A 21,545-nucleotide genomic window follows, 5' to 3' on the forward strand; every position below is an offset into this window, starting at 1 on the left:
GCTGTGAGTCGGACGCGGTATTTGAGCCACACCGTTTGGCCGCCGGTGGCTGTTCGGATCAGCCCGAAATTGCCGTATATATATATAATGAGTGTCGGCACTCTCGTGCGCATTTGAAATGAGTGTCTCGGCAAGGCACGTGAGCGGCCGGGCGACTCGCTGGGTCCAGGTGAATGGAATCGACCAACCGATTCCGTGTCGCGAGTCGGGGTTTTGGGCGAGTCGACGGAGCGGGACGCAAGGCCGAAGTCGCGCTCAAGCCTCGCGGACTGCACGTCAAATGGCCCCGTGAGCGCATTAAAGTAACGGTTTGGTAGGGTTTGGAGGCCTGTGACCCCTGCAATCGTGTTCCAAAAGACACACCCATTTGAAAAGGCCTGCCGGAAGGGGTTGCAGCCCCATTTGCCTGTTGAACGGGCAGGGAGCATCGGTATGTTGGCTTCAGCGACACCGGGGGACCGGAAATGTCGTGAACGTCTGGAACGGGGCGGTTCTCTCGGGGGCGAACTCTACCAGACTAATTCACGGGGAATTGGGGAAACCCTTCCTTTCACAGGTGAGGCGGCAAGCCGCCAAGCCCGAAAGAGAAGAAACCTGGTCCCTTATTCGTTTTTGACTGGAGGTCAGGATGAACAAGTTCAAGACCCTTCTCCTTGGTACCGCTGCGGCAACGATCGCGGCGACCGGGGCTGCCCAGGCCGCTGACGCACCGATGCGTGAGCCGGTCTACCGTTGCGATGCACGTGGCTTCATCGAGCTGCCGGGCACCGACGTTTGCTTCAAGGTCGGCGGCTTCGCCCGTTTGATCGTTTGGGGCGCCAACGAAGATGCCGGCTCGCAGGAAACTGTTGCCGGTGGTGACGACTTCGGCATGTATGGCCAGGGCCGTCTCAACTTCGACGCTCGTCGTTCGACCGACCACGGCACCGTCCGTGCGTTCATCGAAGTCCAGGCGACCGACAACAACTCGAACACCGGCGGCGCCCTTCAGCTCCGTCACGCGTTCGCTCAGCTCGGCAACTGGGTCTTTGGTAAGACCTGGTCGACCTACCTGCACGGCGCTTCGGATCCCAACGGCACGGACCTTTCGTTCCTGGCCCACACGATCCGCATCAACCAGATCCGCTACACCCAGTCCGTTGGTAACGGCCTGACCGTGTCTGTGGCTCTCGAAGACTCCGCTTACGAAGATCTGACCGGTAGCGGCACCGCTGGCGCGCAGGGCGAGAACAACGTCCCGAACGTCGTTGCGAACATCAACTACGCCCAGGGCGGTTGGGACGCGCAGCTCTCCGGTGCAGTGCTCTTCAACGAGTTCGGCGCTGGTGTCGACAACACGGGCTACGGCATCATGTTCGCCCTGGCTGGTGAGATCACCGACTCCGTCAACGTTTTCGGTAAGATCAACTACACCGACGACGCACCAGGCTACCAGTTCGACTGGGTGAGCCTTGCTCGCCGCCAGGATGGCCCGGGTCAGGAAGTGTTCGCATTCATGGGTGGTCTGTCCTTCGAGGCGACCGACGACGTGACCGTTCAGCTCGTTGGTGGCTGGGCTGACGTTGACTCCCCGGTTGCGGCTCAGGACGGTGAGCAGATGGTTGCTGGTGCCTTGGCCCAGTGGCGCGTTGCTTCCGGCTTCGACATCATCGGTGAAGTCTTCTACCGTGGTACGGACTTCGACCTGCCGATTGCCGACACCGACGAAGTGGTTGGCGTTCTGCAGTTCCGCGCTGGCATCTAATCAGATTGCCATCAGGAATTTGGGCCTCGGCGGGCAACCGCCGGGGCCTTTTCTTTTGTCAGGCTTCCGGATTCCGGAGAGATCGCTCCGCCTTTCCACAGTCCGGGTGTTGCCGCGCAGCGCAGCGGCGGTTTAGCTAGACGTTGCGGCAATGAAGTGCTGCGGCAAGATCACGTGATGTGCCGCACAGCTTGATTGCCAATATCCGTTTCTGTCCCGGCGGCGTGGACGCGAACGGATGTCTTCGACGTTCAGGGGGAGGGGCTTTGCGATGTGCCGGCCTTGGCTTTGGTTCTGGGGAATCGTGCCATTGGCGCTGATCGCGCTGCTCGCGCTCTACATCAAGCCCGTCCCGATCCAGACCGACCTTTCCAATCGCAGCTCCATCGTCCTTTCCAGCGTCGGCCACGAATGGGCCGACGCCTCAGCCGATGGCCGCGACATCACCTTGAACGGTACCGCGCCGAGTGAGGATGCGCAGGCGGCTGCCCGCGAAATGGTGGCGGAAATCTGGGGTGTGCGCTCCGTCACGGATCAATCGAGCCTGCTGGCGCTGGCGGATCCATTCATCCTGACGATCACGCGAGACGATGATGCAATCATCCTCGCCGGAAATGTGCCCTCGCAAAAGGAGGGCGAAGCGCTCGCGCAAGTGGCGTCGGATGCCTTGCCGCAAGTGCGCGTCGATACGTCAAATCTTACCGCTGCGCGTGGTGTTCCCGATCTCGACGCATGGCAGGCCATGGCGCGGAACGGCATCGGGCATGTCTCGCTGCTTCGCTGGGGAACGGCCGGCCTGACGGGGTTGGACTACACGATCGAAGGCGAGGCCCGGTCACCGGCGGCCTATGAAGACCTCTTCGATAGCCTCAAGACCCTGCCAGATGGTGTGCGTCTCGCCGGCAACGAACTGCTGCCGCCTATCGAGTCGCCGCATCTCTGGTCGGCTTCCTACGACGGGTCGACGCTGACGCTCGATGGGCTCGCGCCCGATTTTGATGCGCGTGACCGCATGCGGACGTTCGCGCGCAACCGCTTGCCGGGCGCGGAGGTCGCCAGCAACGTGCAAATCGCGCGCGGCGGACTGGCGAGTGAACAATGGCTCGCTGCGGTCGATTTCGTGTTTCTGCAATTCTCTCGGCTTGATAATCCCGAAGCGCGACTTTCCGGCGGTGATCTGACGCTCAGCGGCAGCGCGGCATCGATCGAGAATTACGAGTCGGTTCTCGCCGCCTTGTCCAGGAATCTCCCCGCGGGCGTCAGCGTGTCGCGCGCCGACATCAGTCCACCGCCATCCGATGCCTTTTCGTGGATCGCCCGCATGGGTCCGGATGGATTGACCGTGGAGGGCTACGTCCCGGACAGTCAAACGTTCGACGCCATCTCGGAAGTTGCCCGCGCTGCAGCCGACTCGGTGCCGGTGCGTGTCGACATGCGCGTCGCCGATGCGCCGGATGGTGCAACGCCGCAGCTTTGGCTCGCCGGAGCCACCTATGTGCTCAACGCGGTGAGGCATTTCGGCGATGGCGAGGGGATCATGGTACCCGGCCGGATTGCCATTGACGGGACGGCGCGCACGTCCGAATCCTTCGACCGCTTGTCCGGCCAAGTGGCTGACGTCCCGGATGGATTCACGCTGGCGCGCCGCGAATTCCTGCCCCCTGAAGCTGAGTCGTTCACATGGAGTGCGAAAATCGCTGCGAATGCCGTGATTCTCGACGGCTTCGCGCCGAGCGCGGACTCGCGCAACCGGCTGGTTGGCGTCTTCACCGATGCGCGCCCGGGGCTAGAGGTGCAATCGACTGTCGGCGTTGCGCGCGGGCCGGTGTCCGAAGAGCAATACGACGGGACGATCAATCTCGCCGCGTCCATTCTCACCCTGTTGAACCAGGGGCAGGCGGCGCTCGATGAGAGTATCTTCTCGGTGCGCGGTGTTGCCCGCGATGTCGACGCGTTCGCAGCCGCCAATGCGCTCGTCAATCGCCTGCCCGACGGCGTCGAGCTCGGCAGTGTCGAGATATTGCCCGCGGCCATCGGTGTGCTGACCTGGACGGCGACCCATGATGGCGGGCGGCTGGTGCTGGACGGTTTCATTCCCGACGAGACGTCTCGCGACAGGATTCTCACCCAGATCTCGGACGCAAAGGCGGATGCTGAAGTCACCGACCGGATGCAGATTGCGACCGGTGGCGAGGAAGCGGTCGTCTGGGAGGATGCAACACGCTTCGCGCTGACGCAGCTGTTGCGCCTGACGCGCGGGCAGGCGCGGCTGGCGGGAACCGAATTGTCGATCCAGGGTGAGGCGGAAGATTTCGACACCTACGATGTGGTGACCGGTGAGTTGACGGCATCGCTGCCCACAGGTTTGCAGCTTGGCCAGGTGACGATCCTGCCTCCATCCGTTTCTCCCTACGTCTGGGGCGCGGAACGCGGGGCAAAGACACTCGCGCTCACCGGCAACGTGCCGAGTGAAGAAGTGCGCCGCGAGATCACCGCGTTTGCGCGCGAACGCTTCAGCGGCCTGACCGTCGAAGACGAGATGCGCGCGGCATCCGGTGCGCCCGGCGGCATGGTGCAGGCGGTTGGCGTGGGGTTTGCCGCGCTCGGCAAGCTGACGTCCGGCACGGTCAAGCTGACCGACCGGTCGGTCTCGCTGGAAGGCGTCGCCGCCTTCAGCGAGTTGAAGGACGAGGCGGCGACGCTCGTCACGGACAAGCTGCCAGCCGGGTACACCGGCACGACGCGTGTCGAGGTGACCAACCCGGATGTCGGCGGTCAGGACGCCAGCGAGGGCGAGCCGGACACGGCATCCACTTGCCAGACGCACCTGGATGCGGCCATGGAAGGCAACTCCGTGCGCTTTGAGGTCGGCAGCACGGATGTGAGCGCGAGCAGCTTCGAACTGCTCGATCAGGTCGCGGCAATCATCCAGGCGTGCAGCGGTCTGGCGATCGAAGTCGGGGGCCACACCGATTCCGACGGACCGGACGACTTCAATCTCACGCTCAGCCAGCAGCGCGCCCAGTCGGTCGTCAAATACCTGATCGGCAAGGGTGTTTCGGAAGCACGGCTGCGCGCCAGGGGATACGGCGAGGAGCGGCCTGTCGCATCCAATGAAAACGAAGCGGGGAAGGCGCGCAACCGGCGCATCGCCTTCACCATCATCGGGTAGGGGACGCGAGAATGCTGTACCTCATAAGCCAGCTTTGGCTGTTCATCATCGCGGCGCTGCTCCTCGGCGTCATCACCGGATGGATGACGTCGCGCTCCTCGTGAGTGCGCAAACAGGGGCTGACACATGGACACGCTCATCTTCCAGTCGGTGCTGTTGCTGCTGGCCGCCTTCATTGGCGGCTGCATGCTTGGTTGCTGGATGAAGCGGGTCTTCAGCGAACAGGAAGCGGGCGTCTCGCGGCCCGTTCCAGACCGTGTTCGCGCGTCCCCGACCACGCATTACGGGGACGATCCCGTCGACGGCCCGGCCGCGTACGATGACATCGAGGAGCCGAACGCCTCCGATAGTTTCGGGGCGGCGGGCACCGGTTCGCAGGCTGAAACCCGCCGCGAGGATGATGCATCTGAAGAACCGAAGTCAGGCGAACCGGACGTTCCCGGCGTGAAGCCGGCGGGCCTGAGCGAGCCGGATGCCGGCGGCGCCGACGACCTGAAGCGCATCAGCGGCGTCGGCAAGAAGCTGGAAGAAAAGCTGAACGAGATCGGCATCTTCCAATTTCGCCAGATCGCCGCCTGGAACCGCGAGGAGATCGACTGGGTCAACGCCCATATCGGTTTCCCGGGCCGGATAGAGCGCGACGCTTGGCAGGCGCAGGCGGATGCCTTCAAGGACGAAAAGCCGGACGACGCCTAGTCGTCGCAGTGCCCGATGAAGGTCGCGATCTGCCTGAGGATTCGCGGCTCGGTCAGCAAGGGCGCGTGCCCGGCCTCGGGCACGGCGAGCGTCTGCAGCTTCTTGTGCTGCTTCTTCATCTCCGCAACCGTTTCGGCGGTCAGGATGTCGGAATTCATGCCGCGCACCGAAAGCACAGGCACCGTGCTGATCGATTTGAACAGCCCCCAGAGCGGTGGGCCGGGCTTGTCGAGATCGAGCTTTTCCAGCGGCTTCAGCAGGTTCGGGTCGTGGTCGGGCACGATGCGCCCGTCCTTTTCGCGGAATATCTTGCGCGCCACGTCGATCCATTCCTCGCGCGTCAACGACGGGTAGAGGGCGTTCCACATGCGCTCGAGCGCTTCGGCGACCTCGTCCCAGCTCTTCGCATCGGGCCGTTCGCGCATGTACTGGCGAATGCGCAGCAGTCCCTGCGGCTCGATGACCGGGCCGATATCGTTGAGGACGACGCCCTTCAGGGCTGCCGGTCGTGCCGAACCCATAAGCATGGAGATCAGCCCGCCGCGCGACGTGCCGACGATGATGACCTCTTCGAGATCGAGCGCGGTCAGCAGGTCGAGCACGTCCTGCAGTTCGGTTTGGAGGCTGTAGTTTTCCCAGTTGCGGTCGTAGTCGGAGCGGCCGCGCCCGCGATAGTCCGGCGCAATCACGCAGCGCTCCTTGCCGGGCGTGGTCGACAGCCAAGAGGCGAGTTCGTGAAAATCGCGCGCGTTGCGGGTCAGCCCGGCGAGACACAGCACGGGCGTGCGCTCGCCGCCGAGCTTGCCGTACTGGGAATAGACCAGCCGCAGCCCATCCTGCGCGGTGTAGCTGTGCTCGGTAAAAGCTGCGTCGAGCTTGCCGTCGCCGCTCTTTTCAGCCGAGGGGATGCGCGTCGCCGAAGGGCGGCGCGTTGTGGTCAATGTGCTTGCCATTGGCTCTTCAGTTGGTGGCGCCGCGCATCAGGTCCTGGGCGATGGCGACGCGCGCTTCGGTACCCGGCAGCAACGCGCGGTAGACCTGAAGGTTCTCCATCACCCGCTGCACGTAGTTGCGCGTTTCGGTGAAGGGGATCAGTTCCACCCAGTCGACCGGGTCGACGCGCGGGTCACGCGGATCGCCGAAACGCTTGATCCACTTGTCCACGTTGCCCTTGCCGGCGTTGTAGCTGGCGATGGCGAGAATGTACGAGCCGTTGAACTGGCCGATGCGCTCGCCGAGATAGGTCGCGCCGAACTTGGCGTTATAGGACGGCTCGGACGACAGCGCGTTGATCGAGTACTTGTAGCCATTGCGCTGTGCGATTCCCTTGGCGGTCGCGGGCATCACCTGCATCAGGCCACGCGCGCCGGCGGGCGAGCGGGCTGCGGCGTTGAATTCGCTTTCCTGCCGCGCGATCGCATAGATCAGCGCCTGTTCGGGGAACTTGTCGCCGCGCACGTTGGGAACGACGCCGACCGGGAAGGCATGGCGTTCCAGCGGGAAGCCGTCCTGCGTGCCCTTCTTGCCGATGCGAACCTGCAGATGCGTCTGGCCGATGGCCCCGGCGCGCTCCGCCAGATAGGTGAGGTCGCCCGGATCGGTCAGGCGCTCGCGCAGGTCATAGAAGAAGGTGACGAGATAGGATTCCTCACCGATCGAATTCAGCAGGTTGATCGCCTGCAGCGGCCCGGTCTGCGCCAGCCGGTTGTTGGCCTGCGGGCGCTTGGGAATGCGAATGCCGATGCCGCCCATCGCGTTGACGGCAAGCTGGCCGTAATAGGTCGTGGGGTGCGCGGCGGCTGCCTGGTAGTGGCCCGTCGCGGTCGGTTCGCCAGCTGCCTGCAGGGCGCGACCAAGCCAGTAGTGGGCGCGGGAAGTGGAAATCGGCGTCTGCGCAAGCTGCACCGTGCGCTCGAAGTGCGGAACGGCGGCGCGCGGGTTGTTCAGGAAGCGCAAGGCGATCCAGCCGGCGTGGAATTCCGCTTCCACCTGCAGCCAGTTGGTCTGCGCGGCGTGGCCCGCGGCGATCTGGTAGGCAAGCTGGTGCTTGCCCGCCTCAATGGCATTGCGCGCGGCGAGGCGGCGCTCGATCCACCACTCGTCGGGATCGATCAGCGCGTCGAACTGGCGCGAAGCCTTGGCCATCAGTTCGGCTGACTTGATTTCCTGTCCGGCGCGGCGATGCCACTGGATCTCGGCGAACTGGTAGCCCGGATCGGAATGCAGGCTGCTGGGCACGGCATTCAGCAGCTTGCGGGCATCGCCGGAGCGCTTGTTCACAGCGCGCCATGCGAGGCCGAGCTTCTTGTCCGCACCACCGAGACGCTCGGCGGCGCGCATGCCGGAGATGTTGTCGTCGTTGTAGAACAGCGCACGCAGGCGAATGCGGTCGTCATTGGTGTCGAGATATTGGCCGAGAACCTTCAGGGCGCGGGCCTCTCCGTCGTTTCCGTAGATGTCGCCGGTGCGCCAGCTGTGAAGAATGGTCTGCCGTGCGGCCTGCTTTTCGCCGGTGGCCTGCTGGGCGAGTGCCAGCGCCAGCCGGCCCTTGCCGGATTCGGGCGGGAAGGCGGACAGGATGTGCTTGACGGTCGCCGGCTTCGGCTGCTCGTCAATCATCACGTCTTCCATCCGCGAGCGGATGCTCTCGGTCGGCCAGTCGGCATAGGTGAAGAGGAAGGCCGCGAAATCGTCGACGCTGGAACCGCTGTTGGCCTGCCGCAGAATCATGTACTCGATCACGCCCTTGGCGACAGGGTGGCGCAGGCCCTTGCCGATGGCGCGGGCGCTGGAGAACTGGCCCTTGCGGATCAGCCCGATGGCCTCATCGACCTTCTTGCGCTCGGCTGACGACACTTCGCCGGCCTGCAACACGCGCGGCGACCATGCGGCGCGCTGCGCCGGCTGCGTCTGCATCGGCGCGGAAATGCTGGCGGCTGCGCGCTGCGGGCGGTTGCGCGGCATCGGTACGGACTGGGGCAGGCTCACGGTTTCGGCGCTGACGCCCTGCGTGCCGGGAGCCGCCTGCTGGATCAGGTCCGCAATCGAACCGACCGTTGTCTGTGCACTGGTCTTGCCGCCCGGCGCGTTGACGCAGGCAAGCGCGAGTCCGAGCGCAATCGGCTTTGCAATGAAAGTCGCTGAGCGTAGGTCTAGCACGTGTCGCCGTTGCCTCTTGATCGTGGTTGCCCCTGGGCCGCCGCTGGCCCGGATTGACACAACCCGTGTGCGGTGAGGTGTGTCTGTTCCGGACCCGGTTCAACCCCGATGCCTTGGAAATCGGGATTTTGTATGGTCATGAAACGGGTCCGCATGGAGACGATCGTACGCCCGGGAGGGTTAGCGAACGGTTTCGCGCCCGCGCGATTGCGCGTTGCCGATAGGCGCTTTGGGCTTTATGCTCCGCTCGCTGCGCCCACGCTCACCGGCTCGTTGCCATGGGCGGGGCGCATTCGTTTCTGGCAGTTGTTTCTTGGTGCATGACATGAATCTACGTGGTTCCAACCCCGCGCTCATCACGCCGTTCCGGGACGGGCAGGTCGACGAGACCGCCTTTGCCGAGTTCGTCGAATGGCAGATCAGCGAAGGCTCGCACGGCCTCGTGCCTGTCGGCACGACCGGTGAATCCCCGACGCTCAGTCACGACGAGCACAAGCAGGTGGTGGAACTCTGCGTGAAAGTTGCCGACAAGCGCGTGCCGGTCATTGCGGGCGCGGGTGCGAACAACACGCTGGAAGCGGTGGATTTCGCGCGTCATGCGGAGTCCGTCGGCGCCGATGCCGTGCTGTCGGTTTGCCCGTACTACAACAAGCCGACGCAGGAAGGGCTATACCAGCACTTCAAGGCGCAGGCCGACGCGATCTCGCTGCCGCTCATCATCTACAACATTCCCGGCCGCTCGGTCGTGGACATGACCGTGGAAACCATGAAGCGGCTGTACGAGGATTGCGAGAACGTGGTCGGCGTAAAGGACGCGACCGCCAAGCTCGACCGCGTTTCCCTGCAGCGCATGCAGTGCGGCAAGGACTTCCTCCAGCTTTCGGGCGAAGACGGTACCGCGCTGGGCTTCAACGCCCACGGCGGACATGGCTGCATCTCTGTGACGGCGAACGTCGCGCCGCGCCTTTGCGCGCAATTCCAGGATGCCTCGCTGTCGGGTGACTACGCCACGGCGCTGGACATCCAGGACCGGCTGATGCCGCTGCATCGCGCGCTGTTCCTGGAGACCAGCCCGTCCCCCGTGAAGTATGCCTGCTCGCTGCTTGGCAAGTGCCTGCCGGATGCACGCCTGCCGATGGTGCCGTGCTCGGAAACGGTCAAGGCGGAGGTTCACGCGGCCATGGTCCATGCGGGCCTTATCAACGCGTAGCCGACGCGCCATATAGACGTCATGGCAAAATCAACACGCATGGCCGCGCGGCGCAACGTCGCCGAAAACCGACGCGCGCGGTTCGATTTCGAGATCTCCGATACGTATGAGGCGGGCCTGTCGCTGATGGGCACGGAGGTGAAGTCTTTGCGCTCCGGCAAGGTCACGATCAACGAGGCCTATGCCGGGCCATCCGGCTCCGACCTGTTCCTATTCAACGCCTATATTCCGGAATACGAGGCCGCCAACCGCTTCAACCACGAGACGAAGCGCCCGCGTCGACTGCTGCTCCATCGTCGCGAGATCAACCGGCTGATCGGTGCCGTGCAGCGCGAGGGCATGACGATTGTGCCGCTGCGCCTCTATTTTAATGACCGCGGAATGGCCAAGATGGAAATCGGTCTCGGCAAGGGCAAGCGCAGCATCGACAAGCGCGAGACCGAGAAGAAGCGGGACTGGGACCGCGACAAGGCGCGCATTTTGCGCGAGCACAGATAGGGACCTCAATGGCCACATCGCTGGATCTGCCCGAAGGGCTGCCTGTCCCCGAAGACGACGGCGGCGCTCAACACCTCGCGGGCATGGCGATGCCAAGGGTGGAACTTCCCACGACTTCCGGCTCGATCGTCGATGTGGCGAAATTTCCCGGCCGCACGGTGCTCTACGTCTACCCGATGACCGGGCGCCCCGATCAGGCGCTGCCAACGGGGTGGGACGACATTCCCGGCGCGCGCGGCTGCACGCCCCAGTCCTGCGGGTTCCGAGACCATTTCGAGGACCTGAAGGCACTCGGCGTCTCGCAGGTCTACGGCCTGTCGACGCAGGACAGCGCCTACCAGCAGGAAGCCAGGGACCGGCTGCATCTGCCGTTCGACCTGATTTCCGACGAACATTTCAAGCTTGGAGACATCATGCGCCTGCCGCATTTCGAAGTGGACGGCCGGCGGCTGTTCAAGCGCATGGCGCTCATTCTCGATGGCGCGCGCATTCGCCACGTCTTTTATCCGGTGTTCCCGCCGGACAGGAATGCGGACGATGTCATCGCGTGGCTGGAAGCAAACCCCGCCTGAGGCCGGCCCGCGAACCCAAGGCGCGGTCTAGCGCGCCTTCGATACGTGTGAGCGGATCGCGCCCAGCACGTCACCGAACATCTGCGGCGTCAGCCGACGCGTCTGCGTGTTGTATCGCGAGCAGTGGAAGCTGTCGAAGAGGGTCACGCCATCCAGATCGTGCTGCGCGCCGTGTGCGAAGGGCGCGTCCTTCAACTTGATCCCGAGCGTTCGCAGCACCGCTTCGTGTGCAATGCGGCCGAGCGCGAGAATGGCCCGCAGGTCCGGCATCTCGTCCATGGTGGCAACGAGGAAGGGACGGCAGGTCTTGGCTTCCTCGGGCGTCGGCTTGTTCTGCGGCGGCACGCAGCGCACCGCGTTGGCGATGCGGCAGTCGACAAGCTCCAACCCGTCATCGGGGCGTTTGTCGTAGGTCCCGCGCGCAAAGCCCGTTTCCAGCAGCGTCTCGTAGAGCAAGTCGCCGGCATAGTCGCCGGTGAAGGGCCGGCCCGTGCGGTTCGCGCCCTTCAGGCCGGGCGCAAGGCCGACGATCAAAAGGCGGGCTGAAGCATTGCCGAAGTTCGGCACCGGTGCGTTGAAGAAATCCGGGTACGCGGCCGTGTTCGCCTCGCGAAAGCCGACGAGGCGCGGACACAGCGGACAGTCGCGCGGAGGTTCGGATATCGGGGCAGGGGCAGGCACGGGAAATGTCTTACCGGTCGGCGAACTCGTCACCATCGACGTCGTCATCGTCGTAGGTTTCGCGCTCGCGGCGCGGCGGACGGTCGGCCTGCGGACGCCCGATGGTTTCCGAAAGCAGGGCCAGTTCGATAAAATGGTCGGCCTGGCGGCGCAGCTCGTCGGCGATCATCGGCGGCTGGGTCTTCAGCGTGGAGGCAACCGTCACCCGCTTGCCCTTGCGCTGGATCGCTTCAACCAGCGAGCGGAAATCGCCGTCACCGGAAAACAGCACGACATGGTCGAGGTGCTGGGACAGTTCCATCGCGTCGATGGCCAGCTCGATGTCCATGTTGCCCTTCACCTTGCGCCGGCCCGTGGAGTCGGTGAATTCCTTCATCGGCTTGGTGATGACGGTGTAGCCGTTGTAGTCGAGCCAATCGATCAGCGGGCGGACGGAGGAATATTCCTGGTCCTCGGCCAGCGCGGTGTAATAGTAGGCGCGCACCAGGTGACTGTTCTTCTGGAACAGGTCCAGCAGGCGGCGGAAATCGATGTCAAAGCCGAGACCGCGCGCGGTCGAGTAGAGGTTGGCGCCATCGATGAAAAGGGCGACTCGTTCTGCGTGATTGAAATTCATTCGATTCCTCGCACGCGCCGTTTTGCGCGCATGGTTGGGTTGGATGAAGCTGCCGGGATTGAAGCCTGCCGGTCGCAATTGGGTTGGCGGGCTGCCCGGTCGAAAAGATCAGACGAAGAAACACGTTTTCAACATCTTCGTGTGACGTATTGCTACAAATGACGGCAAATGCAAGGCGATGGGACCGGCGTCCGCTCGCGGTGCACTTGCAACCTCGGGCAATCCCGCCTATAGCCTTGGGCTGAATCCCGAACAACTCAGGAGACCGGCACGATGGCTCGCGTCACCGTGGAAGATTGTATCGACAAGGTCGACAACCGCTTTGACCTGGTGCTGCTCGCGGGACACCGCGCACGGACCATTTCCAGCGGTGCTCCGATCACCATCGATCGTGACAACGACAAGAACCCCGTCGTTGCCCTTCGCGAAATCGCCGACGAAACCCTTTCGCCGGAAGACCTTCGCGAAGAGCTTATCCACTCGCTCCAGAAGCATGTGGAAGTGGACGAGCCCGAGGCCGACAACGTGCCTCGGATCGCCAGCGAGGGGAAGGACGAGGAAGGCCAGCCGCTCGACAAGGTCGACCTGTCCGAAGAAGAGCTGCTGCGTGCGCTCGAAGGCCTGAAGCCGCCGGATCGCGACGACTGAGCCGACGATTTCAACAAGGGTCTGCGTTAGCGAGGTTGCCCGCAGATGATGCGGCAGTACGAACTCGTTGAACGTGTTGCGCGTTACAATCCCGGTACCGACGAGCAGCTGCTCAACAAGGCTTACGTCTATGCCATGAAGGCGCACGGGTCGCAGACCCGCGCGTCCGGCGATCCGTATTTCTCTCATCCTCTCGAAGTCGCTGCGATCCTGACCGAACTCAGGCTCGACGACGCGACGATCGTCGCGGCCCTGCTGCACGACACGATCGAGGATACCGAGACCACCCGTGACGAGATCGACCGCCTGTTCGGCGGCGAGATCGGTGCGCTGGTCGACGGCCTCACCAAGATCAAGAAACTCGATCTCGTCTCCAAGCGCGCGGCGCAGGCGGAAAACTTCCGCAAGCTGCTGCTGGCGATCTCGGAGGACGTGCGCGTCCTGCTGGTGAAGCTCGCCGACCGGCTGCACAACATGCGCACGCTGGGCGCGATGCGCGGCGACAAGCAGGCCCGCATCGCCGAGGAAACCCTCGACATCTATGCGCCGCTGGCCGGACGCATGGGCATCCAGTGGATGCGCGAGGAACTGGAAGACCTTTCATTCAAGACGCTTCAGCCGGAAGCCTATGCCGTCATCTCCGCCCAGCTTTCGGAACGGCGCGAGGAGGCTGCTGCCGTCATCGGCGACATCGAGCAGGCATTGCGCGAGAAGATCGCCGATGCGGGCATAGACGCGACCATCAGCGGGCGCGAGAAGCGGCCCTATTCGGTCTGGCGCAAGATGGAACAGAAGGCTGTTTCCTTTGAACAGCTGTCCGACATCTACGGTTTTCGCATCATCGTCGGCTCAATCGCCGACTGCTACCGCACGGTGGGGCTGGTGCACACCACATGGCGGATGGTTCCGGGCCGCTTCAAGGACTACATCTCCACGCCGAAGCTTAACGACTACCGCTCGATCCACACCACGGTGCTCGGCCCTGCCCATCAGCGCGTTGAACTGCAGATCCGCACCGAGGACATGCACGACGTCGCCGAGTATGGCATCGCGGCCCACGCGCTCTACAAGGACGGCGAATCGGTTGCGCCGCCGCAGGTGAACGGGTCAGGCAAGCGCGGCGCGCATTCGCAGGTCGACAGCAATGCCTATCGCTGGCTGCGGCAGTTGATCGACATGCTGGCGCAGGGCGATACGCCGGAGGAATTCCTCGAACACACCAAGCTTCAACTGTTCCAGGATCAGGTCTTCTGCTTCACGCCCAAGGGGCGGGTCGTCAGCCTGCCGCGCGGCGCGAACGCAATCGATTTCGCCTATGCGGTTCATACCGACGTTGGCAACAACGCCATCGGCTGCAAGATCAACGGGCGGCTGGAGCCGCTCATCAGCCAGCTCGGCAATGGCGACCAGGTCGAAATTCTCACCGCGCAGAACCAGGTGCCCCCGGCAGCATGGGAATCGCTGGTGCAGACCGGCAAGGCGCGGCAGGCGATCCGCAAGGCGGCGCGCGAGCAGATTCGCGCGCAATATGCGGGCCTTGGTCGCAAGATGGTCGAACGCGCGTTCTCGCGTGCCTCGCGCACCTATTCCGATGACAGGCTGTCGGCGGTGTTGTCGCGGCTCGGGCAGTCGAACGTCGATGACGCGCTTGCGGCCGTTGGCCGCGGGGAAATTCCCACGGCGAATGTCATCAAGGCCGTCTACCCCGATCACCGCGACGAGAGCCGGACGCGCGAGAAATCCGGCCACGCGGCGCGCGAGCAGGAACAGCGGGCGGACGAGGGCTGGTTCGGCCTGCGCAAGGCGATGGGGTTGAAGTTTCGATGGCCCGGCAAGTCCGAAACCGACAAGTCGGGCAAGGCGGACAAGCAACAGCGCGGGGCCATTCCCATTCGCGGTCTGCACGGTGACCTGCCGGTGCGGTTTGCGCCCAACGGCGGGGCCGTGCCAGGGGATCGCATCGTCGGCATCATGACGCCGGGCGAGGCGATCACCATATATCCGATCCAGTCGCCGGAACTGAAGAACTACGACGACCAGCCGGACCGCTGGCTGGACGTGCGATGGGACATCGATTCCGATGGCGACGAGCGCTTCCCCGCAGCCTTGCGGGTGCGCGCACTCAACGAACCGGGATCGCTGGCCGAAATCGCCCAGATCATCGGCGAACAGGACGCAAATATCGATACGGTGGTCATGAGCGCACGCGCGCCCGATTTTACTGAAATGGAAATCGGCATCGAAGTATGGGATTTGAAACACCTCAACCGCATCATTGCTCTCCTGAAGAGCGCGGATGTGGTCAATTCGGCAGTACGGTTGAACGGCTAGGAAGGCGACGAGGGACCATGGACCACGAGGAAGTCATCGACATCTTCCGCAAGGCGGACGCCATCCTGGAAGGCCACTTCGTGCTGTCCTCCGGGCGGCACAGCCCTGTCTTTCTGCAGAAGGCGCGGGTCTTCATGTATCCCGACCTCACCGAGAAGCTCTGCAAGGGGCTGGCGCAGAAGATCCGCAATGCCGGGTTCTCCGTCGATCTGGTTGTCTCGCCGGCGCTCGGAGGCCTTATTCCCGGTTTCGAGACGGCGCGCCATCTTGGCGTTCCCGCCATCTGGGTGGAGCGCGAGGAAGGCAACTTCCAGCTTCGCCGGGGCTTCCACATCGAGCCGGGCACGAAGATCGCGATTGTCGAGGACATCGTGACGACGGGTCTGTCCAGCCGCGAGGCGGTGGATTGCGTCAAGGCGCTGGGTGGTGACGTCCAGTGCTGCGGCTGCCTGATCGACCGCTCGAATGGTGCGGCCGATCCCGGCGTTCCGCTGGTTTCGCTGGCGGCGATGGACGTGCCGAGCTACGCGCCGGACGAGGTGCCGGCCGAACTCGCCGCCGTGCCGCAGACCAAGCCCGGCAGCCGGCATCTCAGCACTCCGGGGGGTGGCAGGTAAGACCGCAATGATCTTCGGGCGACGTACAAAGGAACCGTTCGGCAATCGCGTGCGCGTGGCCCTGTGGCCTCGGCGCTCGTGGCCGCGTTCCATGAACTACGTGAAGAAGCGCGTCCTGCGGATGCGTGCGACGCCGCACGCCATCGCGGCGGGCTTTGCCGCAGGTGCGTTTGCCTCGTTCAGCCCGCTCATGGGCCTGCATTTCCTGCTCGCGGCGCTGATCGCCTGGTTCACGCGCGGCAACATCATCGCTTCGGCCTTCGGCACCTTCATCGGCAATTTCTTCACGTTCCCGCTGATCTGGAGCGCCACCTATTCGCTCGGCTCGGGGATCCTCGGCGGGGGCGGGCGTCACCACGCCGCGACGAAGCTGTGGGAGTATTTCTCGTGGTCGGACTTCTCGTTCGCCACGGTCTGGCCGCTCATCAAGCCGATGGCGCTGGGCGGCGTCATTCTTGGCTCGATCGCCTGGGTGATATTCTACTTCCCGATCCGGGCCGCCGTTCGCGGCTACCAGACCAGGCGCGCGGCGCAGATCGCCGGTGTGCGCGGCGCACCCGAAGCGGCCGAATAGCCTTATCCTTCCACCGAAAGTGAACTCCGCGATGGCAAACCGCTCCCGTTTTCTCAGGCTCGGCGTGAACATCGACCACGTGGCCACCATCCGTAACGCCCGCGGCGGCAAGTTTCCCGATCCCGTTCGCGCCGCACAGATCGCGGCCCAGTCGGGTGCCGACGGCATCACCGCGCATCTGCGCGAGGACCGGCGGCACATCTCGGACGAGGATATTGCGCGGCTGACGAAGGAAATCGACAAGCCGCTCAACTTCGAAATGGCCGCGACCGACGAGATGGTCGAGATCGCGCTGGCGCACCGCCCGCACGCCTGCTGCATCGTTCCCGAAAAGCGCGAGGAGCGCACAACCGAGGGCGGTCTGGACGCACGGGCGAATTTCGCCCGTCTCGCGCCCATCGTGAAGACGCTCGCGGATGCCGGATCGCGCGTCTCGCTGTTCATCGAGCCGGACCCCGCGCAGCTTGATGCGGCGCTGGAGCTTGGCGCGCCCGTGGTGGAACTGCACACCGGGCGCTACTGCGAACTGGAAATCGCCGGCGAATACGGTCTTCGCGATGCCGAGTGCGAACGCATTGCGCGCGCGGCAGCGCACGGGGCGAGCAGGGGCTTGGAAATCCATGCGGGCCACGGGCTGACCTTCGAAACCGTCGGGCCGATTGCCGCGATCCCCGAGCTTGCCGAACTGAATATCGGGCACTTCCTCATCGGCGAGGCGATCTTCACCGGGCTGGAGGCTGCCATCCGCAAGATGCGCAACCTCATGGACCGCGCCCGCGCGCAAGCCGTGGCAGAGCCGGCATGATCATCGGCATCGGCAACGACATCATCGATATCCGGCGCATCGAGAAGACGCTGGAGCGCCACGGCGAGCGCTTTACCGAGCGCGTATTCACCGAGATCGAGCGGGTGAAATCCGACCGCCGCCGCCTGCGCGCGGCGTCATATGCCAAGCGGTTCGCGGCCAAGGAAGCCTGCGCCAAGGCGCTCGGGACCGGCATCAATCGCGGCGTCTACTGGCGCGACCTCGGCGTCGTGAACCTTCCCGGCGGCAAGCCGACCATGCAGCTCACCGGCAGCGCACTGCTTCGCCTCAACGGCATGGTGCCGCAAGGCCACCGCGCGCAGATCGACCTGACAATCACGGACGATTTTCCCATGGCGCAGGCCATCGTCATCATTTCGGCCATTCCCGATCACATTACGCTGCCCTGAGCCAAAGCGACGCGCTGCAGGCCTAATGATCGCCCAGCGCATTGCTGGACCGGTTTGCAGCCTATATATCGGCGATGCTCTGGCGCCGGGGCGGGACAGCGAATCGAGACGGCGTTGCGCAGGAGACAAGGTAGGATGAGCGTGTCAAAGCGAGTTCAGAGCAGCGAAGCCGGCGGTATCGGCGAAACGATCCGTATCGTCATTCACGCGCTCCTCATTGCGCTGGTCATCCGGACATTTCTGTTCCAGCCGTTCTCAATTCCCTCCGGGTCGATGAAGTCGACGCTGATGATCGGCGATTACCTCTTCGTCTCCAAGTACAGCTACGGCTACTCGAAATACTCGTTCCCCTTCGGCATCGGCCCGTTCGACGGGCGCATCATGGCTGGTGATCCGAAACGTGGCGACGTGGCCGTATTCAAGCTGCCCAAGGACAATTCCACCGACTACATCAAGCGGGTGATCGGCCTGCCGGGCGAGACGATCCAGGTGAAATCGGGCATCGTCCACATCAACGGCGAACCGGTGACGCGCGAGCGCGTCGGTGACTACACCGAGGATGACGGGCGCGGCGGCGACGTCACCGTGCCGCGCTACAGGGAAACGCTGCCCAACGGCAAGACCTACACCGTGCTCGACCTCGTCGATAACGGCTATGGCGACAACACGCCGGAATATGTCGTCCCCGAAGGCCACTACTTCATGATGGGCGACAACCGCGACAACTCTACCGACAGCCGCTTCCTGAACATGGTCGGCTACGTGCCGTACGAGAATTTTGTCGGACGTGCGGAAGTGATCTTCCTGTCACTGGAGGAGGGGTCGAGCTTCTGGCAGTTCTGGAAATGGCCTTATTCGATCCGCTGGGGCCGGCTGTTCTCGGGCGTGGAATGACCATCGATCAGGATGCGGTCTTCGAGATCCTGAAGCACCGCTTCAAGAATGAGGCGCTTCTGCGCGAGGCGCTGACCCATGCCAGTGCGGCAGGCGGCGATGCCCGCGCAACTTACCAGCGTCTGGAGTTTCTAGGTGACCGCGTGCTCGGCCTGGCTGTTGCCGACATGCTGCAGCGTGCCTTTCCCAAAGCCGACGAAGGCGAACTGTCGCGCCGGCTGACGCAGATGGTGCGCGGCGACACCTGCGCCAAGATCGCGCGCAAGATGGGCATCGGCCCGCATATTCTGGTCGGCGACGCGGAGCTGCGCATGGGTGCGCAGAAGAACCGCGGCATCCTCGCCAATGTCTGTGAATCGGTGATTGGCGCGATCTTTCTGGATGCCGGCTACGAGGCGGCGCGCGACTTCGTCGAGGTCAATTGGAACGGACTGATGCTGGAGCCGGACCGGCCCCTGCGCGACCCAAAGACCATGTTGCAGGAATGGGCGCACAAGGCCGGTCGCGGGGTGCCGAACTATCGCACGCAATCACGCACCGGGCCGGACCATGCCCCGGTCTTCAGCGTGGAAGCGAGCGTTGACGGCATGGCACCGGAAGTCGGGAAGGGCACGTCGAAGCGGGCCGCCGAACAGGCCGCGGCCGAAGCGCTGCTGGTGACGGCAGGCGTCTGGGAAGGCGAGGAGGATGGCGATGACTGATTCCGACACGAACACGCCCGAACTGGCCCCGCCCGACACGCGCGCGGGCTTTGTCGCGCTGATCGGCGCACCAAATGCCGGCAAGTCGACGCTGGTGAATGCGCTGACGGGCACCAAGGTCTCGATCGTCACCCACAAGGTGCAGACGACGCGGGCGCTCATTCGCGGCATCTTCGTGCATGGAAACGCGCAGGTCATCCTCGTCGATACGCCGGGCATCTTCGCGCCCAAGCGCCACCTTGAGCGCGCCATGGTCAAGACCGCGTGGCGCGGGGCGACCGATGCCGACCGCGTCGCCGTCATCATCGACGCCAAGGCCGGGCTGACCGAGGAGGTGCGCGAATTGCTGAAGCGCGCCGCGCAGATCCGCCAGCCCTGCGACCTCGTGCTGAACAAGATCGACCTCGTCCCGCGCGAGAAGCTGCTGGAGCTGGCGCAGGAGGCAAACAGCCTCGTCAATTTCGAGAACACCTACATGGTGTCGGCGACCACCGGCAGCGGTCTCGAGGACTTCAAGAAGCGCCTTGGCGGCGAGATGATGCCCAGCCCGTGGTTCTACTCGGAAGACCAGGTGTCCGACCTGCCGCTGCGCGCACTGGCGGCCGAGATCACGCGCGAAAAGCTGATGCTGCGTCTGCATCAGGAGCTTCCCTATCGCTCCACCGTCGAGACGACCCAGTGGAAGAGCCTCAAGGACGGTTCGGTGCGCATCGAACAGACGATCTACGTGGAGCGCGAAAGCCAGCGCAAGATCGTGCTCGGCGAGAAAGGCCAGACAATCAAGGCGATTGGCGCGTCCGCGCGCGGCGAGATCGCCGAAGCCGCCGACACGCCTGTCCACCTGTTCCTGTTCGTGAAGGTGCGCGAGAACTGGTCTCAGGACCCCGGCCGCTACCGCGAGATCGGGCTCGACTTCTCCGACGGCTGAGCCATGGAGTGGTCGGAGGACGGCATCATCCTCGGGACGCGCCGCCACGGCGAGAGCAGCGTCATCGTCGAGGCCTTCACCAGCGGTCACGGAAGGCACCTCGGCATCGTCAAGGGCGGTCGCTCGCGGCGCATGCAGCCGACATTGCAACCGGGCAACCGCGTTCGCCTCACGTGGCGCGCGCGGCTTGAGGAACATCTGGGCATGTTTCAGGCCGAGCCGATTGAGGATCGCGCCGCCGACCTGATGGCCGACCGCACGGCGCTGGCCGGCTTCATGACGCTTGCAGCCCATGTGCGGCTGCTTCCCGAACGCGACACCAACGAAGACCTGTTCGAACTGTTCGAGGCGACCAACGACATGCTCCAGACCGGGCTTGGCGGGCAGGCGCTGGCGGTCTTCGAACGCGACCTGCTGGCCGCCCTCGGCTTCGGCCTGGACCTGACATTCTGCGCTGCGACAGGCCAGCGCGCCGGCCTTGTCTACGTGTCGCCGAAGACCGGCCGTGCAGTCAGTGCGCAGGCCGGTAAACCCTACAAGGACCGCCTGCTGGCGCTGCCCGATTTCCTGCGGCAGGAGGGCGCGGACTTCGGCGGTGGCGGCAGCGTGCAGGGGCTCGCGGATGCCTTCAGGCTGACCGGCCACTTCCTGCATCGCCATGTCTGGATGCCGCGCAACGTTCCGCCCCCGGCAGAGCGCGAGCGCTTCATCGCCTACGTGACCGCCGCTTGATGCGGATCAAGTGTGGGGCAGGGCTGCGCGCGACACATTTGGAGTGCGCACTATCTATTCGCGCAGGGAGGACCAAAGCCATGAAACAGGCTCTTCGGAATTTTGCATTCGGCGCCGCGCTGACGTTTGCCGCGACAACTGCGCAGGCCATGGACGGCGTCACGACGATGGAGGTCGACGCGGACTTCGCCACCGTCGCGCAGGACCTGAACGACGCCATCGTCAACAAGGGCTATGTGGTCGACTATCACGGCTTCATCGGCGATATGCTGAAACGCACGGCGGAAGACGTCGGCGCGACGGAGACGATCTACAAGGACGCGGAATTCTTCACGTTCTGCTCGGCCGTCGTCTCGCGCGAGGTCATGGAAGTCGAGATCGGTAACATCGCCTTCTGCCCCTACGTGCTGTTCGTCTACGAGGCGGCTGCGACGCCCGGAACCGTGACGGTCGGCTTCCGGCGGCTGCCGGACGGGCAGGGCCGCGACAAGGTCAACGGCATCCTCGAAGAGATCGTCAAGGAAGCCTCGGGCGACTTCTGACACTTAACCGTGCTT

General features: G+C 64.2%; 21 protein-coding genes. 17 read left to right on the plus strand and 4 right to left on the minus strand.

The window, feature by feature from the left end; translation table 11 throughout:
* Nucleotides 1-628 precede the first annotated feature (628 nt).
* The 3 genes from ACKTEK_RS05905 (at nucleotide 629) to ACKTEK_RS05915 (ending at nucleotide 5,612) form a co-directional block, all read left to right on the plus strand.
* Nucleotides 629-1,744: a porin gene (locus ACKTEK_RS05905; RefSeq protein ID WP_409164310.1), complete on the plus strand. Its 1,116-nt coding sequence runs from the start codon at nucleotides 629-631 to the stop codon at nucleotides 1,742-1,744.
* 310 nt (nucleotides 1,745-2,054) lie between these two features.
* The gene (locus ACKTEK_RS05910) at nucleotides 2,055-4,916 is read left to right on the plus strand and encodes an OmpA family protein (protein WP_409164311.1); all 2,862 of its coding nucleotides are present in this window, start codon (nucleotides 2,055-2,057) and stop codon (nucleotides 4,914-4,916) included.
* A 126-nt stretch (nucleotides 4,917-5,042) separates the two neighbouring features.
* Nucleotides 5,043-5,612, plus strand: a complete 570-nt coding sequence (locus ACKTEK_RS05915; protein WP_409164312.1) for a hypothetical protein — start codon at nucleotides 5,043-5,045, stop codon at nucleotides 5,610-5,612.
* On the opposite strand, the gene ACKTEK_RS05920 is transcribed toward ACKTEK_RS05915, so the two are convergent.
* Both ACKTEK_RS05920 and ACKTEK_RS05925 read right to left on the minus strand, forming a co-directional pair.
* A complete protein-coding gene (locus ACKTEK_RS05920; protein WP_409164313.1) occupies nucleotides 5,609-6,565 on the minus strand; it encodes an alpha/beta fold hydrolase in 957 nt (318 codons plus the stop codon). The genes ACKTEK_RS05915 and ACKTEK_RS05920 overlap by 4 nt on opposite strands.
* Nucleotides 6,566-6,572: 7 nt before the next feature.
* Nucleotides 6,573-8,771 (minus strand): lytic transglycosylase domain-containing protein, encoded by a 2,199-nt coding sequence (locus ACKTEK_RS05925; protein ID WP_409164314.1) that lies wholly within the window; start codon nucleotides 8,769-8,771, stop codon nucleotides 6,573-6,575.
* Between the two features lie 325 nt (nucleotides 8,772-9,096).
* On the opposite strand from ACKTEK_RS05925, the gene dapA reads away from it, so the two are divergent.
* The 3 genes from dapA to ACKTEK_RS05940 are packed head-to-tail and all read left to right on the plus strand — an operon-like array spanning nucleotide 9,097 to nucleotide 11,051.
* Nucleotides 9,097-9,981, plus strand: coding sequence for a 4-hydroxy-tetrahydrodipicolinate synthase (gene dapA, locus ACKTEK_RS05930; RefSeq protein ID WP_409164315.1), 885 nt, complete (start codon nucleotides 9,097-9,099; stop codon nucleotides 9,979-9,981).
* Nucleotides 9,982-10,020: 39 nt separating this feature from the next.
* Nucleotides 10,021-10,479: an SsrA-binding protein SmpB gene (gene smpB / locus ACKTEK_RS05935; protein ID WP_409164896.1), complete on the plus strand. Its 459-nt coding sequence runs from the start codon at nucleotides 10,021-10,023 to the stop codon at nucleotides 10,477-10,479.
* Between the two features lie 8 nt (nucleotides 10,480-10,487).
* Nucleotides 10,488-11,051, plus strand: a complete 564-nt coding sequence (locus ACKTEK_RS05940) for a peroxiredoxin (RefSeq protein WP_409164316.1) — start codon at nucleotides 10,488-10,490, stop codon at nucleotides 11,049-11,051.
* A gap of 27 nt (nucleotides 11,052-11,078) precedes the next feature.
* On the opposite strand, the gene ACKTEK_RS05945 is transcribed toward ACKTEK_RS05940, so the two are convergent.
* Both ACKTEK_RS05945 and ACKTEK_RS05950 read right to left on the minus strand, forming a co-directional pair.
* Nucleotides 11,079-11,780, minus strand: a complete 702-nt coding sequence (locus ACKTEK_RS05945) for a uracil-DNA glycosylase (RefSeq protein ID WP_409164317.1) — start codon at nucleotides 11,778-11,780, stop codon at nucleotides 11,079-11,081.
* Complete coding sequence (locus ACKTEK_RS05950; protein ID WP_409164318.1) at nucleotides 11,743-12,348, minus strand: NYN domain-containing protein; 606 nt, start codon at nucleotides 12,346-12,348, stop codon at nucleotides 11,743-11,745. Before ACKTEK_RS05950 ends, ACKTEK_RS05945 begins: the two co-directional genes overlap by 38 nt.
* Nucleotides 12,349-12,621: 273 nt before the next feature.
* Here ACKTEK_RS05950 and rpoZ point away from each other — a divergent pair, with 273 nt between their 5' ends.
* The 11 genes from rpoZ to ACKTEK_RS06005 all read left to right on the plus strand — a co-directional run bounded on the left by rpoZ (nucleotide 12,622) and on the right by ACKTEK_RS06005 (nucleotide 21,530).
* Entirely contained in the window at nucleotides 12,622-12,996 is a 375-nt protein-coding gene (gene rpoZ / locus ACKTEK_RS05955; RefSeq protein WP_409164319.1) for a DNA-directed RNA polymerase subunit omega, read from the plus strand.
* A 45-nt stretch (nucleotides 12,997-13,041) separates the two neighbouring features.
* Nucleotides 13,042-15,327, plus strand: coding sequence for a RelA/SpoT family protein (locus ACKTEK_RS05960; RefSeq protein WP_409164320.1), 2,286 nt, complete (start codon nucleotides 13,042-13,044; stop codon nucleotides 15,325-15,327).
* A gap of 17 nt (nucleotides 15,328-15,344) precedes the next feature.
* On the plus strand, nucleotides 15,345-15,944 hold the full coding sequence (gene pyrE / locus ACKTEK_RS05965) for an orotate phosphoribosyltransferase (protein ID WP_409164321.1): 600 nt from the start codon (nucleotides 15,345-15,347) through the stop codon (nucleotides 15,942-15,944).
* Between the two features lie 91 nt (nucleotides 15,945-16,035).
* On the plus strand, nucleotides 16,036-16,518 hold the full coding sequence (locus ACKTEK_RS05970; protein ID WP_409164322.1) for a DUF2062 domain-containing protein: 483 nt from the start codon (nucleotides 16,036-16,038) through the stop codon (nucleotides 16,516-16,518).
* A gap of 31 nt (nucleotides 16,519-16,549) precedes the next feature.
* Nucleotides 16,550-17,323, plus strand: coding sequence for a pyridoxine 5'-phosphate synthase (locus ACKTEK_RS05975; RefSeq protein ID WP_409164323.1), 774 nt, complete (start codon nucleotides 16,550-16,552; stop codon nucleotides 17,321-17,323).
* A complete protein-coding gene (gene acpS, locus ACKTEK_RS05980) occupies nucleotides 17,320-17,733 on the plus strand; it encodes a holo-ACP synthase (protein ID WP_409164324.1) in 414 nt (137 codons plus the stop codon). Before ACKTEK_RS05975 ends, acpS begins: the two co-directional genes overlap by 4 nt.
* A gap of 135 nt (nucleotides 17,734-17,868) precedes the next feature.
* Nucleotides 17,869-18,627 carry a signal peptidase I gene (lepB, locus tag ACKTEK_RS05985; protein WP_409164325.1) on the plus strand — a complete coding sequence of 253 codons (759 nt, stop codon included), beginning with the start codon at nucleotides 17,869-17,871 and terminating at the stop codon, nucleotides 18,625-18,627.
* Nucleotides 18,624-19,328, plus strand: a complete 705-nt coding sequence (rnc, locus tag ACKTEK_RS05990) for a ribonuclease III (protein ID WP_409164326.1) — start codon at nucleotides 18,624-18,626, stop codon at nucleotides 19,326-19,328. Before lepB ends, rnc begins: the two co-directional genes overlap by 4 nt.
* Nucleotides 19,321-20,256, plus strand: a complete 936-nt coding sequence (gene era / locus ACKTEK_RS05995) for a GTPase Era (RefSeq protein ID WP_409164327.1) — start codon at nucleotides 19,321-19,323, stop codon at nucleotides 20,254-20,256. Before rnc ends, era begins: the two co-directional genes overlap by 8 nt.
* A 3-nt stretch (nucleotides 20,257-20,259) precedes the next feature.
* Nucleotides 20,260-20,988 carry a DNA repair protein RecO gene (gene recO / locus ACKTEK_RS06000; protein WP_409164328.1) on the plus strand — a complete coding sequence of 243 codons (729 nt, stop codon included), beginning with the start codon at nucleotides 20,260-20,262 and terminating at the stop codon, nucleotides 20,986-20,988.
* An 80-nt stretch (nucleotides 20,989-21,068) separates the two neighbouring features.
* Nucleotides 21,069-21,530, plus strand: coding sequence for a DUF302 domain-containing protein (locus tag ACKTEK_RS06005; protein ID WP_409164329.1), 462 nt, complete (start codon nucleotides 21,069-21,071; stop codon nucleotides 21,528-21,530).
* Nucleotides 21,531-21,545 lie beyond the last annotated feature (15 nt).

It is taken from the genome of Tepidamorphus sp. 3E244, from assembly GCF_046159835.1.
Taxonomy (GTDB): domain Bacteria; phylum Pseudomonadota; class Alphaproteobacteria; order Rhizobiales; family Tepidamorphaceae; genus JACKJK01.

Excerpts from the sequence above, each read along its gene's own strand:
- ACKTEK_RS05920 (WP_409164313.1), bottom strand. The coding sequence starts at position 6,565 with ATGGCAAGCACATTGACCACAACGCGCCGCCCTTCGGCGACGCGCATC.
- smpB (WP_409164896.1), top strand. The coding sequence starts at position 10,021 with ATGGCCGCGCGGCGCAACGTCGCCGAAAACCGACGCGCGCGGTTCGAT.
- rpoZ (WP_409164319.1), top strand. The coding sequence starts at position 12,622 with ATGGCTCGCGTCACCGTGGAAGATTGTATCGACAAGGTCGACAACCGC.
- ACKTEK_RS05960 (WP_409164320.1), top strand. The coding sequence starts at position 13,042 with ATGATGCGGCAGTACGAACTCGTTGAACGTGTTGCGCGTTACAATCCC.
- acpS (WP_409164324.1), top strand. The coding sequence starts at position 17,320 with ATGATCATCGGCATCGGCAACGACATCATCGATATCCGGCGCATCGAG.
- era (WP_409164327.1), top strand. The coding sequence starts at position 19,321 with ATGACTGATTCCGACACGAACACGCCCGAACTGGCCCCGCCCGACACG.
- rnc (WP_409164326.1), top strand. The coding sequence starts at position 18,624 with ATGACCATCGATCAGGATGCGGTCTTCGAGATCCTGAAGCACCGCTTC.
- ACKTEK_RS05975 (WP_409164323.1), top strand. The coding sequence starts at position 16,550 with ATGGCAAACCGCTCCCGTTTTCTCAGGCTCGGCGTGAACATCGACCAC.
- ACKTEK_RS06005 (WP_409164329.1), top strand. The coding sequence starts at position 21,069 with ATGAAACAGGCTCTTCGGAATTTTGCATTCGGCGCCGCGCTGACGTTT.
- ACKTEK_RS05915 (WP_409164312.1), top strand. The coding sequence starts at position 5,043 with ATGGACACGCTCATCTTCCAGTCGGTGCTGTTGCTGCTGGCCGCCTTC.
- lepB (WP_409164325.1), top strand. The coding sequence starts at position 17,869 with ATGAGCGTGTCAAAGCGAGTTCAGAGCAGCGAAGCCGGCGGTATCGGC.
- pyrE (WP_409164321.1), top strand. The coding sequence starts at position 15,345 with ATGGACCACGAGGAAGTCATCGACATCTTCCGCAAGGCGGACGCCATC.
- recO (WP_409164328.1), top strand. The coding sequence starts at position 20,260 with ATGGAGTGGTCGGAGGACGGCATCATCCTCGGGACGCGCCGCCACGGC.
- dapA (WP_409164315.1), top strand. The coding sequence starts at position 9,097 with ATGAATCTACGTGGTTCCAACCCCGCGCTCATCACGCCGTTCCGGGAC.
- ACKTEK_RS05940 (WP_409164316.1), top strand. The coding sequence starts at position 10,488 with ATGGCCACATCGCTGGATCTGCCCGAAGGGCTGCCTGTCCCCGAAGAC.
- ACKTEK_RS05945 (WP_409164317.1), bottom strand. The coding sequence starts at position 11,780 with ATGACGACGTCGATGGTGACGAGTTCGCCGACCGGTAAGACATTTCCC.
- ACKTEK_RS05970 (WP_409164322.1), top strand. The coding sequence starts at position 16,036 with ATGAACTACGTGAAGAAGCGCGTCCTGCGGATGCGTGCGACGCCGCAC.
- ACKTEK_RS05905 (WP_409164310.1), top strand. The coding sequence starts at position 629 with ATGAACAAGTTCAAGACCCTTCTCCTTGGTACCGCTGCGGCAACGATC.
- ACKTEK_RS05950 (WP_409164318.1), bottom strand. The coding sequence starts at position 12,348 with ATGAATTTCAATCACGCAGAACGAGTCGCCCTTTTCATCGATGGCGCC.